Annotated in this window: 12 protein-coding genes; 6 read left to right on the forward strand and 6 right to left on the reverse strand. The window is 72.0% G+C overall.

Features of this window, described 5'->3' with window-relative positions; genetic code table 11:
- Window positions 1-23 precede the first annotated feature (23 nt).
- Entirely contained in the window at window positions 24-992 is a 969-nt protein-coding gene (locus OO57_RS12255; RefSeq protein ID WP_051777343.1) for a hypothetical protein, read from the reverse strand.
- A 257-nt stretch (window positions 993-1,249) separates the two neighbouring features.
- Here OO57_RS12255 and OO57_RS39390 point away from each other — a divergent pair, with 257 nt between their 5' ends.
- Window positions 1,250-2,488, forward strand: coding sequence for a helix-turn-helix transcriptional regulator (locus OO57_RS39390; protein ID WP_106973968.1), 1,239 nt, complete (start codon window positions 1,250-1,252; stop codon window positions 2,486-2,488).
- Here the strand turns inward: OO57_RS39390 and OO57_RS40965 are convergent.
- The 5 genes from OO57_RS40965 to OO57_RS12285 form a co-directional block, all read right to left on the reverse strand.
- Window positions 2,478-4,067 carry a prolyl oligopeptidase family serine peptidase gene (locus OO57_RS40965; RefSeq protein ID WP_158715102.1) on the reverse strand — a complete coding sequence of 530 codons (1,590 nt, stop codon included), beginning with the start codon at window positions 4,065-4,067 and terminating at the stop codon, window positions 2,478-2,480. The two genes, OO57_RS39390 and OO57_RS40965, sit on opposite strands and share 11 nt — an antisense overlap.
- A gap of 316 nt (window positions 4,068-4,383) precedes the next feature.
- Window positions 4,384-5,001 carry a hypothetical protein gene (locus OO57_RS12270; protein WP_033252423.1) on the reverse strand — a complete coding sequence of 206 codons (618 nt, stop codon included), beginning with the start codon at window positions 4,999-5,001 and terminating at the stop codon, window positions 4,384-4,386.
- Entirely contained in the window at window positions 4,998-6,209 is a 1,212-nt protein-coding gene (locus OO57_RS12275) for an MAB_1171c family putative transporter (protein ID WP_324606773.1), read from the reverse strand. The genes OO57_RS12270 and OO57_RS12275 overlap by 4 nt, the downstream gene beginning before the upstream one ends.
- Before the next feature lie 5 nt (window positions 6,210-6,214).
- Window positions 6,215-6,760, reverse strand: a complete 546-nt coding sequence (locus OO57_RS12280; RefSeq protein ID WP_051777349.1) for a hypothetical protein — start codon at window positions 6,758-6,760, stop codon at window positions 6,215-6,217.
- A gap of 268 nt (window positions 6,761-7,028) precedes the next feature.
- Window positions 7,029-7,478, reverse strand: a complete 450-nt coding sequence (locus OO57_RS12285; RefSeq protein ID WP_051777352.1) for a hypothetical protein — start codon at window positions 7,476-7,478, stop codon at window positions 7,029-7,031.
- A 399-nt stretch (window positions 7,479-7,877) separates the two neighbouring features.
- Between OO57_RS12285 and OO57_RS12290 the strand changes: the two genes are divergently transcribed.
- From OO57_RS12290 to OO57_RS12310, 5 genes are all read left to right on the forward strand, one after another.
- Window positions 7,878-8,207 (forward strand): hypothetical protein, encoded by a 330-nt coding sequence (locus tag OO57_RS12290; protein WP_033252426.1) that lies wholly within the window; start codon window positions 7,878-7,880, stop codon window positions 8,205-8,207.
- A gap of 1 nt (window position 8,208) precedes the next feature.
- A complete protein-coding gene (locus tag OO57_RS12295) occupies window positions 8,209-9,258 on the forward strand; it encodes a hypothetical protein (RefSeq protein ID WP_033252472.1) in 1,050 nt (349 codons plus the stop codon).
- Window positions 9,258-9,965, forward strand: coding sequence for an ATP-binding protein (locus OO57_RS12300; RefSeq protein ID WP_033252427.1), 708 nt, complete (start codon window positions 9,258-9,260; stop codon window positions 9,963-9,965). The genes OO57_RS12295 and OO57_RS12300 overlap by 1 nt, the downstream gene beginning before the upstream one ends.
- Before the next feature lie 105 nt (window positions 9,966-10,070).
- Entirely contained in the window at window positions 10,071-10,640 is a 570-nt protein-coding gene (locus tag OO57_RS12305) for a WhiB family transcriptional regulator (RefSeq protein WP_033252428.1), read from the forward strand.
- Window positions 10,637-11,593, forward strand: coding sequence for a DUF2637 domain-containing protein (locus OO57_RS12310; protein ID WP_033252429.1), 957 nt, complete (start codon window positions 10,637-10,639; stop codon window positions 11,591-11,593). Before OO57_RS12305 ends, OO57_RS12310 begins: the two co-directional genes overlap by 4 nt.
- Window positions 11,594-11,677 lie beyond the last annotated feature (84 nt).

Here is an 11,677-nt window from a genome sequence, read left to right on the forward strand (position 1 = left end):
GGAAGAGGGAGCAGGAGGGAGGTTCAGGCGAATGCCGTCGCGCGGCCCGCGAACGCCTGCTGCCGGGCGGTCAGCAGCAGTTCCTCGCCCTGCGCGGGCGAGTCCGCGACGTGGGACCAGGGCACCCGGGACGCGAACTGCCCGAGGGCTTCGAACACCCTGACGGCCGCGCCCATCTGCGCCGCCGCCCACAGGGCGTGCGCGAGGTGGCTGAGGTCCGCCACCGGCCACGACCCCGGCTCCGCCACCGACCAGCTCTCGTAGGCGCGCTGGGTGTGGGAGAGGTACGGCTCCCGCCGCCACTGCCCGCGCGTCACCGCGTCCCGGACCGACGTGCTCCGGTACTGGTCGACGGCCGCGTACAGGTGAAGGGCCACCAGCGGCGAACCGGACGGTGCCCGCGTCGCCACGGTGTGCACGAAGTCGAGAGCGGCAGCACGACTGCGCCGTCGCCAGTACCGGTACACCCGGTGGTGCGCCTCCCGGCTCCCGGGGTCGCGGCGCAGCGCCCCGTCGAGCAGCTCCCACGGGCCGGGCGGCAGCATCGGGTCGCCCGACCGCACCCGGTGCTCGGGCCGGGCCTGGCCGCGGTCCAGCTCGGCCAGGGCGAGCAGGCACACCCACGGAACCGGATCGGAGGGGTCTTCCGCGGCTGCGGCCCAGCACGCCTCGCGGGCTTCCTGCTCCAGCTGCCCGGCCTCCCGCTTCGCCTCCTTGGCGGCGAGCAGGGCGTGCTCGACCAACACCCGCATCCGCAGGACGCCGAGGCCCGAGGCCGCCGGATTCTCACGGGCCCACGCAGTGAGCACCGTCGACCGGGCGGCAGCCAGCGCCAGCACCTGCGTCCGGGACACCCACGAGCCCGACGGCCGCTCCGTCCTCGCCAGCAGCCGCTCCGCCGACAGCCACCGCCCGGCCAGCAGGTCGTCCACCGCCGTGCGGAGCGGTCCGTCGAACCCGGCCGGGTGGTACAGCAGTCGAGAAGCGAGCACGGTAATCGCCTCCAGAATTTCATGCTCATGACATAGATGGGCTCGATTCGATTCCCGGAGGTCGACGCCCGCGGCTGAAACTGGCGGGCACCCGCCTGCCCCGCCTACCGCGGACTTGCCCGGAACCGGGTGTGAGTACAGAGAATCAGCCGCGAACTGGCCTTGAACAGGTCAGACTTGGGGACATCCGTGGGACACCGCTGGGACATCGCAGCGTTGAGCTGCGGTTCTTCGGGAGTGAGTCTGGGAGTTCGCCGATGAATGACCCCTCGCCGCTGGCGGCGCGACGCAGGATGATCGGCTACGCCCAGCAGGACGCCGCCAGGGAAGCCGGGGTCGACCGCCGGACCTGGGGACGCTGGGAGCGGGGCGAGGCCACCCCCTACGCCTACCAACTGCCCCGTCTCGCAGCCGTCCTGAAGATCAGCGTCGAGGAACTCGACGTCCTCCTCAGCCGGGCGTCCGGCAGCGACCCGCGTCCCGCTCCGACGCCTGCGGCACCTTCGCTGGACGACCTCGATACCGCGGTCGCCGACTGGGCCGGGCTGTCACCGACCACCGAACCCGTACGGGCCCTGTGGATCACGGAACAGGACCTGGCGATGGCCGGTCAGGCGCTCGCCACGTTCCGGCAGTTCGACCACACCTACGGCGCCCGGCAGAACGCCGGGCAGGTCGCCGACTACATCGAGCGGCAACTCCACGAGCTCCAGCAGCGTCCGGCGGCGAGTTCCGAGATCGCGCACCAGAGGGCCCTGCTGACGGCCGAGTTCTGCGAGCTGGCGGGCTACCAGGCCGTCGACAACGGTGAGCCGGAGAAGGCCCGGACGTACTACCGGCGTGCCCTGCACCTGACCTCGGTGGCCGGCGACCGGCCCTACGGGGCCTACCTGACGGCGGTCAACCTGGGCCACCTGGCGTTGCACTGCGGGCAGCCCGAGACGGCATTGCGTTGGGCCTCGGCGGCCAGGTCCGCGGCGGGCACTGCCGCGAGCCCGCTCACCAGGGCCGCGATCGCAGCGGTGGTCGCCCGGGCCAACGCGCGCCTCCAACGGGAGGACGAGGCGACCAAGTTGATCCTGGAGGCCGAGAAGCTGCTCGACCGCGGCGACGCGGACGAACCCGCCTGGATCCGCTACTTCACCCACCCGTACCTCGCGGACGAGGCGGCCCACTGCCTCCACGACCTCGGCAGGCCACCGGCCGCGCGCGGCCAACTGGTGGACGCCCTGCACGGGGTGGGCCCGGACCGGGTGCGGCGGCGCGCGATCGACGCGGCCCTGCTCGCCACCACCTGGGTCGCCTCGGGCGACCTCGACCAGGCGTGCGCGGCGGGCACCGAAGCCGTCGAGTACGCCGCGCGCACCGGGTCGGGCCGCTGCGTCGCCCGCGTCACCGACGTACTGGACGCGCTCCGGCCGCACGCCGACCACCCCGCGGTGCACGAACTCCTGGAGTTCACCGAAGCGGTCCTGCCCGCCGCGCTCACCGGGTGAGGGTGGGCACCACCGTTCCGTAGAACCGGAGTTCGGCGGCCAGCGCGGCGGCCCGGTGCCGGGGATCGGACAGGTAGTGGTCGCCGCCGTCCAGCAGCAGCGTCTCGCCGGCGCCGCGCCCGGCGAGGGCGGCACCGAACTCCATGGCGTCCTCGGCGGAGGTGATGGTGTCGTCCGAACCGTGGACCACGAGCACCGGGCACCGCACCCGCTCCGGGCGAACCGCACCGGCAGGGCCCCGCAGGGCAGCGGCGTGCGGCTGCTGCCACGCCGGTACGGACCGCTCCCACCGCTCCGGGGCGATGATCGCCGACACGGCGGTCGCGGCGACGAACGGGCCCGGGCGGCAGGCGGATCGGAGCGCCGTGTACCCGCCGGCGCTCGCTCCGCTGATGAAGACCGCATCGGCCCGGGCGGTCCCCCGCACGACGAGCTGCTCGGCGACGGCCGTGCAGTCGTCCACATCCAACTCGCCCCAGCGGCGGTCCAGTTGCTTCCGGAACGACCTGCCGCGGCCGGTGCTCCCGCGGTAGAGGGGTTCCGCGACCGCGAAGCCGTGGCTGACGAAGTACTGCACCGACCAGTCCAGCCGGAGGGGCACCCCGTCGGTGGGGCCCGGGTGCGCGCGGACCAGGGTCGGCACCGGCCCTGTGGCACGGGGCAGGTGGAGCAGATAGCGCACCTCGGCCCCGGCCACCAGGACGGACTCCACCGAGGGCGGAAGCGGGTGCCAGGGCTCCGGCGTCGGCGCCGGGGGAGCGGCCGGGAAGGGGACGGCATCGGAGCGGCCGTCGAGGTCGCACGCCCGGAGCGCCGGAGCGCTCGTCGGCGTCGACCCGATGACGACCACGCTGCTGTCCAGCACGGCCACGTACGGCTTCACCGAGCTGAGGTCGGTCCCGATGCGCCGTCGTCGGCCGTCACCGCCCACCACGAGCAGCTCGCTGCTGATGCCGTCCGTGACCGTCAGGACGGCCTCACCGGAAGGCAGCAGCGCGTAGGACCGGTAGCCGCCCTCCCACGGAGCCGGCGCACAGTCGGCGTCGAGGGGAGCCACGGCTTCGACCTCGCCGGTGTCGGCGAGGCGGTAGAGGTTCCACCACCCCGTACGGTCCGACAGGAAGTGCAGCTGACCGTCCGGCCCCCACGTCGGCTGCACCACGGACTCGGTGGCCCCGCCCGCGACCGGGAGCGGAGGATGTCCGGCACCTGTCTGCGCGAGCATCAGCCGGGTGCCGTCCCACGGCATCCGGTCGCGGTCCCACTCCAGGAAGGCCAGCCGGTCGCCCGCCGCACGCGGATGCCCCAGGAAGCCGGAAGAACCGACGAGCACCTCCACCCGGCCGTCCTCGGCGACGGCGACGATCTCGTCCCGCTCGGCGTTGCCGCGGACGGCGAGCAGCCGCCCGTCCGGCCCCGGCGTCAGGTCGCCGTACGCCCAACCGTCGCCCTCCAGCAGCACGACGGGATCGCTACCGAGTGGTTGGAGGAGGACCGCGTCTCCCGGCCCGAGGAACCAGACCGCTCCGTCGGCGACGGCGAAGCTGCCGCCCCCGTAGGCGTGGAGCGAGCCGCCCACTGCCAGGCTGGGCGGCGTGACCGGGGCTGCAGGACCGGCCGGTGGGGACCGGACGAGCCGCTTCGTGCCGCCGCGATCCGGATCGGACTCCAGCCACCAGAGGAAACCGTCGGCCGCCACCAGCTCATCGCGGGCAACCGTGGCCCGAGCCGCGGCTTCGGGCAGTATCCCGCCGTCCTCGATCATGCCGTCCTGGTCCTCCCGGCCACCGTCCCTGGCAGCTCGTAGGCTACCCGCAGGGCGGCCCCGGTCGGTCAAGGCCGTGGTTCTGCGGTCGAGTTCGCACACGTCGTCGGTACCGAGCCGGATCAGCGGCTCAGCGCAGCAGTGCGAAGACCAGGGCCGCGACGCCGCCGAGGGCGGTGCCGGCCAGGATCTGCGCGAGGGTGTGGGCCTTGAGGACGGTGCGGGACCAGCCGATCGCCGCGGCACCCAGCGCGGTGAGCAGCATCCACGGGCCGAGGGCGAGCACGAGGATCATGACGGTGCCGCCCGCGACGCTGTTGTGGATCGAGATCTGCCAGCCGACGGTGACCAGGAGGGTGGAGACCAGCCCGACGAGCATGGCGACGACCAGCGCGGAGACGTCGGCGGGGGCGCCGAGGGTGTAGAGCAGGGTGATGCCGGTGGCGACCGAGACCAGGCTGAGGGCCATGGGCAGGATGCGCTGGCGGCGGACGCGGATGTGCTTGTCGGTGAGGCCGCCGCGCTTCACGCCGAGCAGGACGATGCCGATCGGGATGACGCCGCAGAAGAGCGCGGCCAGCAGCCCCCAGCCGAGGCCGGACCAGGAACTGGTGCTGTGCCAGCCGATCAGCAGCAGGAGCGCGACGACCAGGTTGGCCGGAGCGAGGACGTCCGTGATGATCCGTGCGGCCTTCTGACGGGGCGTGCTGTCGGCGAAGGCGGGCGGGGTGGGCGGTTGGAACGTCACGGGGTGGCTCCGGCGGGGGAGGTCAGGCGCGCGAGGTGCGCGCGGGCGAAGGCGGTGGCGAGGTCGGAGAAGTAGACGTTTGACAGGGTGAGGAGGAGGTCGGCCTCGGTGTCGAGGTCGGCCCCGGAGTGTACGGGTGCTTCGAGGTGCCCGGTTCGGGCGTGCCCGGAGACCTGGGCTTCCCGGGCGGCGCGCAGCCAGCAGGCTTCGGCCGCGGCGGTGGCCGAGATGCCGGTGAGCCCGGCCTCCTCCACGTGGTCGGCCGCGCGCAGCCGCATCGGGACGGTGGCGGCGCCGTTCAGCACGAGGATCGCGTCACGGATCTCGATCGTCCGCCGGTAGAGCCGGTCGCGGACACCGCGCGGGTCGAGCGCATCCGCGAGCGGGTGCCGTGCCGCGCCGTAGCGGATCTGCGGGACGGCGTCGCTCAGGTGCGCCCAGAGCGGGTACAGCCGGACGAGGCGGTAGTGCTGCCGGCCGGCCCGGACGGCCACCGGGACCATCGGCATGGTGCTGCCCGCGGAGATCAGCAGCAGCGGGACGAGCGCCAGGAGGCGGTTCAGCAGCTGCTCCGTCCCGGCCGACAGCGGGTGGAGCCCGAGGCGGCCGACCACGAGCATCGAGGCCCGGTGGACGGTGTACGCGATGCCGATGCCGGTGCCGAGGCAAATCAGTCGCAGCCCGCGGCGCAGCGAGTCCGGGCCCGGTCGGCGCGACCACTGCCAGGAGAGCCGGGACGCCGTGAACATCGCCCAGCCGAAGTACGTGGTCCACAGCAGGGTGTAGGCCAGGAGCCACGGGTCTTCGGGGTAGGCCGTCAGCGGATCGACCGCCTCCTGCGGGCGGTCGGTCCGGAAGAACAGGACCACCATGGCGGCGAGGGTGACCAGGGGCACCACCGTGCCGGGGCGCAGCCGTCCTCGCCGTGCCGCGGGAGCGGAACTGGCTGCCGCACGCGAGAGGAAGACGAGGACGCAGGCGGCGGCCGAGACTGCGGAAGCATGCTTGAGCAGCGCCGCGAAGCCGTGCACGCCGATCGCTCCGTCGAGCCACAGGACCGCCGGGTCGTTGGCGAAGCACATTTCCACGGCAAGGACGAAGAAGGCCGCCCAGAGGACCCTTTTCTCCTTGTGTCGGAATGCTCCGGGAGCCCTCCACACCGCTATCGCCCACAGAATTGCACAGACGCTCAGATTGATGACGCGCATACCGGCTACTCGATCAGGGCGGACAGGAGGTGCACCGCGAGCGGGTCGACCGGTCTGTCGGCCTTTTCGGCCGTTTGATGAATCCGCCGTGCGAGCAGACCGGCCAGCCCTTCGGCTGCCTGCTCGTCCTCGTGCGTGTAGCTGGTCCGGCCGAGGAGGCTGACGATCCGGTTCATCGGGAAACCGGCCCACTCCTTGACGCTCAGTACCTCGCCGACACTGCGGCGCGGGCCGTCCTGCGCAGGGGGCTGGGCATGCACCTCGGTCGGAAGGCAGGAGTGGCCCAGCAGCATGTGGCACAGCTCGTGAAGGATGATGTGGTCGCGGTGCAAGGGGCTGGTCGCGCTCTCCACGAAGATGTGGTCGGAATTCTCCATGGCGATCCAAGCTCCGCAGGGAGCGGAGTTCGCTGCCCCCTCGTGCTCGATGGCGTGGATGTGTATCCTGCGGCCGCGCTTCTCCGCAATGCTGTCGCACAACTTCTCAATGGTGAACGGGGAAGGTATTTCCAGACTTTCCGCGACGGCGGAGTGATCGTTGAACCCGCCCACCTGGCTTCTCCTGCGCCAGCTTCGCATGACCCTTGTCCGTTCCAGTGATTTCCTCGTGCCCCAGGGGGATCAAAGCATATGCGCACGAACGGACTGCATTGCTGCCGAGATTCTCGGAGGGTTCCCGTTCGCTGCGGAGCGTAATCCTGAACTCGCCGCAGGGCGGGAACTGCGGAGGTTTCGTCACGTTCGGACTACGCTCGGTAGTGCGGCGCGTTATCGGAAATTTATCTGAGTGGGATTTAGATGATCACCGATGGTGTCGGGCTCAGCCGGTCGAGCCGCTGTCCAGTCCTTCTGCGGCTCGGGCGATCTCGACCATGCGGGCGATGGTCGACAGGCTCTCGACCGACAGTCCGGATGCCCGGAAGGCAAGGTTGGCCGCAGGGCCATCCTTGATCATCTTTTCTACGTCCTCGGGCGCGGCCGGCGTGGTTGCGGCGGGCGCCTCCTCGGGTTCGTCGTCCCCCAGGAGGAAGCTGGGGCGCACGCCGAAGCCGCCCTTGGCGAGGGCCCACAGGGTGTTGGCCGTCGGGTTCGTCTTGCCGCCGACGCGGAGCTTCTGGATCAGGCTCGCGCTGACCGCGGTCCCGCCGTTGGCCTCCGCCCAGGCGGCCGTCCTGTCCGCGATCTCCTTGTTGGTGAACTCGCGGCCCTCGCTCGGGTGGCGGTGCGCCGCGAAGAGGTCGTTGAGTCTCGACTGGACGGTGGCGGTCATGGAGTGCTCCATCGGTGTGCGGCAATGGACGCACTATAGTCCGCCGACTGCCTGCCATGGCGACCGCATCGCGGACTCTAGTCTCCCGATGGTGCGGACTTTAGTGTACGTTGATCGCGGTTGTGACGCACCAAAGTCCGTCGCAGCTGGTCAGGGGAGTAAAAGGGGGTGGATGTGTGACCCCCGCTCGCCCTATGGTCCTGGTCCTGCCGCGTACAGCGGTCGGCCGAGCCGAGGGGCCGCTGCCCGCATCGGCCGGACATGGGACCGGCGCCCCGGAGCTACCAACTCCTGGACGCCGGACGGCACCCCGAAGGGAGCCGACTCACTACCACGCGCTCGGCGGGACTTCTCTGCACGAGACCACCGCGCGCGCTCCTACGAAGCACGGAGTATCGCATGCGCGTACCCACGACGGAAACCGAGAATGCGTCACCTCGCCTCTCCGATCGGCGCCTTCGGCTGGCCGAGCGACTGGCCGTCATGCTGCCCGGCGTCGCCGCGGTCCAGGTCGGGCTGGCCGACCCGCGCCGCCAGTGGCCCCACCCCCGGGCGGTGGCGATCGACACGGACGGGCAATGGGTGCCCCTCACCCGAGCCACCTCCCAGGTCGTCGCGCGTTGGGTGGTCCGCACCTGGCCCGAGGCGGAGTGGGCGGAGCCCCACACTCTCGACCTCGCCACCGGACAACTCACCGCAGGTGCAGGCGTCCCCGCTCGGGGCCGCTGATATGGCGCGCATCCGCTCGGTCAAGCCCGAGACCTGGGTGAGCGAGACGCTCGCCGAGGTCTCCATCCCCGCGATGGTCACCTTCCTCGGCATGACCAACCACGCCGACGACCACGGCCGCCACCGGGACAACGCCGCGATCGTCTGCGGCCTGGTGTGGCCGCTGCGCGAGGAGATCACCCGTGCCGACGTCGAGGACCACCTCGAGCAGCTCGCCGCCGCCGGGGCCGTGTGCCGCTACACCGGTTGCGACGGCCGGAAGTACTTCCATTACCCGACGTGGCGCAGCCACCAGAAGATCGACAAGCCGTCGCTGTCCCGGCTGCCCGCGTGCCCGCACTGCGAGCCGGAGCGGTGCGGCGTCTGCAAGGGCCCGTGCATCCAGCGCGCAGCTCTCGCCGAAGCGCCGACCCCCGTCCCCGAGGCGAGCCCGACTGCTCCCCGAGTGTTCGACGAATCCTCGGCGAACCCTCCCTCCCCCCTCGACCCCCTCTCCGGACCCGTCGCGAAGCCGTCCCCGCAGGGCAGCACCGGCAGCGGCACGACCACCGCCCCGACGGTCGACGAGAAGCACAAGGCCGTCGCCACCTCCGGAAAAAGCGCAGGTCAGAAGCCATTCGCCGAAGCCTCCCCGAAGGCTCGCCGAACCGTCGCAGAGCCCTCGACGCCTGGATCTAGGATCTTGGATCCTGGATCTTCTTTCCCTACGGGGCGGCAAGCGCCCGAGCCGGAGGCCGTCTCGGCGGGCCAGCTCGTCGGCGAGTACGTCGCCGCGTGCGAGCGGCGCCCACCGGGCAGCGTGCTCGGCCACCTCGGCAAGACCGTCAAGGGCCTGCTGGCCGAGGGCATCGACGCCGAGCACGTCCGCGCCGGGCTGCGGCGCTTCGCCGAGATCCAGGGCCACCCCTCCCGGCTGCCGAGCCTGGTCAACGACGCCATGAACGCCCCGGGTGCCGGTTTGGCCCGGCCGGGATCCCGCCCTAACCTGCCCGCTCACCAGGCGTGGACCAACCCGGTCGACGCCGCCACCGCCTACGCCGAGGAGCTGTGATGCGCACCCACCGCGACCCGCGGACCCTCGCCGACGGCCCCTCCGTCCTCGACCGGATGGCCCGGATCCTCGCCGCCCGGGGCATCGACCACGCCCAGGTCGACGCCCTCCCCGACGAGCCGGAGCCGTTTTCGCCGGAGGCCGAGCTGTCCGCCGGGATGCCGCCCCGCTACCGCGACGCCATCGCCGACCACCCGCTGGTCCTGGCCTGGACCAGGCAGGTCGCCGCCCAGGCCACCGCCCCCAGCACCGGAGCGCGCCGCCAGGTCACCCGCGGCCCCAGCCTGCTGATGGCCGGAGTCACCGGCGCGGGCAAGACCCACCAGGCGTACGGCGCGGTCCGCGTCCTGGTGCGCACCGGCATCGGCGTGCGCTGGCGCGCCACCACCGCCGCCGACCTCTACGCCGAACTCCGCCCCAGCTCGGACACGGACGCCGAGCGGGTGCTCGCCGCCTACAGCCGGATGCCGCTGCTGATCCTCGACGACCTCGGCGCCGCCAAAACCAGCGAGTTCGTCGAGGAGCAGACCTACCGGCTCATCAACCGCCGCTACAACCACTGCCTGCCGACCCTGATCACCACCAACCTGGCGATCAAGGACCTGCGCACCTGCCTCGGCGACCGCGTCACCTCCCGCCTCGCCGAGATGACCACCCGGGTCGAGTTCGAACCGATCGACCGCAGACGCCCCCAGCGCGCCGCCTGAACCGCCCCTCCCGGCCGCGCCCCCGAGCGCGCCGCCCCCCACCGACCCAGCGCACCCCTCCGCCGACGCCGCCCCGCGCGCGGAGAGCGATCGGAGTACCTCCGCATGAACACCACGCCCACCACCGCCGAGCGCTACCGCTCGCTCGGCGACCACACCTGGCAGGACCAGGCCGTCTGCCACCCCAGCGAGTACAACCCCGTCGACCCCGAGGTGTTCTTCCCCGGGCCGGACGAGGTTGACAAGATCGCCACCGCGCTGTCGTTGTGCAGCCAGTGCCCCGTCCGCCTGGCCTGCCTCGACGCCGCCCTCGAAGGCGGCGAGACCGACGGCATCCGGGGCGGACTCACCGAGGAGGAGCGCGCGCCCCTGCACAAGAAGATCGCCAAGCGCCTCGACTACGGCCGGGTCAACGCCGCCCTTGCCGGGCGCGACATCCACCTCACCTCCGCCGAGCGCCACGCCGTCGTCCTCGCCGGATACCGGCACGGCGTCAGCGCCGAACGGATCGCCCACCTCCTCAAGGTCACCGAGGACCACGTCCAGAAGCTCTATCGCGAGATCCGCCGCACCATCCGCAACCGCGAACTCCAGCAAGCCGCCCGCACCGGCGGTCAGCCGGTCGGTGTCGACACCAGCCGCCTGACCCCAGACGACTTCGGGACGGCTGCATGAGCACCACCACCCCGACCGCCGCCGCGCACGTCACCGGCTGGGACCGAACCGCCGTCATCGCCCTCGGAGCCACCGGCTTCGCCCTCTCCTACGACTCCCTTCAGCAGATGGCCACCGCCGTCCACGTCCGTGGCCTCCTCACCTACCTCTTCCCGTTCATCGTCGACGGCTTCATCGCCTACAGCATTCGCGCGCTGCTGGTAATGCGCGACGCCCCGCTGCGCGCCCGCGCCTACGTGTGGCTGCTCTTCGGTGCGGCCACCGGTACGAGCCTGTGGGCCAACGCCCTGCATGCGGTCAGGATGAACGAGCAGAGCAGCGCGACCGGCCTGCGGCTGACCGACACGGTGGTGGCGGTGCTCTCCACCATCGCCCCGCTCGCCTCGGCCGGTGCCGTCCACCTCTACATCCTCCTCGCCCGCGGGCCGGTCAACCCGCCTGACCGGGACAGCCCGACCGACCGTCCGGCCGTGCCGGACGATACCGCGGACAGTGCGCCGGTAGCCGCCGGTGACCGCGAAGCCGCTCGGCAGGCCGTCCTTCCGGTCAGCGGCCTACCGGCCGAGGTCGCTCCGGTGACCGGCTCGCCGGTCAGCCCGGTCACCGCGCTGCCGATGGCGGTGACCGGGGCCGTTGACCTGGGGGGTCAGCCGGTCAGCGGTGGGCCGGTCACTGGCCGTCCGGCCGAGGTCGTCCCGGTGACCGGCTCACCGGTCAGTCCGGTCACCGCGCTGCCGGTCACTGACCGGGTGGCTGACCGGGACACCGAGGAACTGCTGGAGATCGCCAGGCAGGCGGTCGCGGAAGCGGACAACAAGCTGACCCGCGCCGTGGTCGCCACCGCGATCCGCGGTCAGCAGATCCCGCTGTCCAGCGACACCCTGACCCAGCTGATGGCCCAGCTCCGCGAACAGCAGCGCAAGAACCAGCTCGCCGACGCCGACCGGAACTGACCGGAACCGACCGGCCGGGGCTGACCGAGGAGGTCACCCCGGCCGGTCACCCACCCGCCACCGCACCACCGAAGTGGAGCACCG

The sequence above is a fragment of the Kitasatospora phosalacinea genome (assembly GCF_000717185.1).
Lineage (GTDB): Bacteria > Actinomycetota > Actinomycetes > Streptomycetales > Streptomycetaceae > Kitasatospora > Kitasatospora phosalacinea_A.

Bases quoted from the DNA above. Each gene is read 5' to 3' on its own strand.
- OO57_RS12310 (WP_033252429.1), top strand. From the start codon at position 10,637: ATGAGCACCACCACCCCGACCGCCGCCGCGCACGTCACCGGCTGGGAC.
- OO57_RS12290 (WP_033252426.1), top strand. From the start codon at position 7,878: ATGCGCGTACCCACGACGGAAACCGAGAATGCGTCACCTCGCCTCTCC.
- OO57_RS39390 (WP_106973968.1), top strand. From the start codon at position 1,250: ATGAATGACCCCTCGCCGCTGGCGGCGCGACGCAGGATGATCGGCTAC.
- OO57_RS12285 (WP_051777352.1), bottom strand. From the start codon at position 7,478: ATGACCGCCACCGTCCAGTCGAGACTCAACGACCTCTTCGCGGCGCAC.
- OO57_RS12300 (WP_033252427.1), top strand. From the start codon at position 9,258: ATGCGCACCCACCGCGACCCGCGGACCCTCGCCGACGGCCCCTCCGTC.
- OO57_RS12305 (WP_033252428.1), top strand. From the start codon at position 10,071: ATGAACACCACGCCCACCACCGCCGAGCGCTACCGCTCGCTCGGCGAC.
- OO57_RS12295 (WP_033252472.1), top strand. From the start codon at position 8,209: ATGGCGCGCATCCGCTCGGTCAAGCCCGAGACCTGGGTGAGCGAGACG.
- OO57_RS12275 (WP_324606773.1), bottom strand. From the start codon at position 6,209: ATGCGCGTCATCAATCTGAGCGTCTGTGCAATTCTGTGGGCGATAGCG.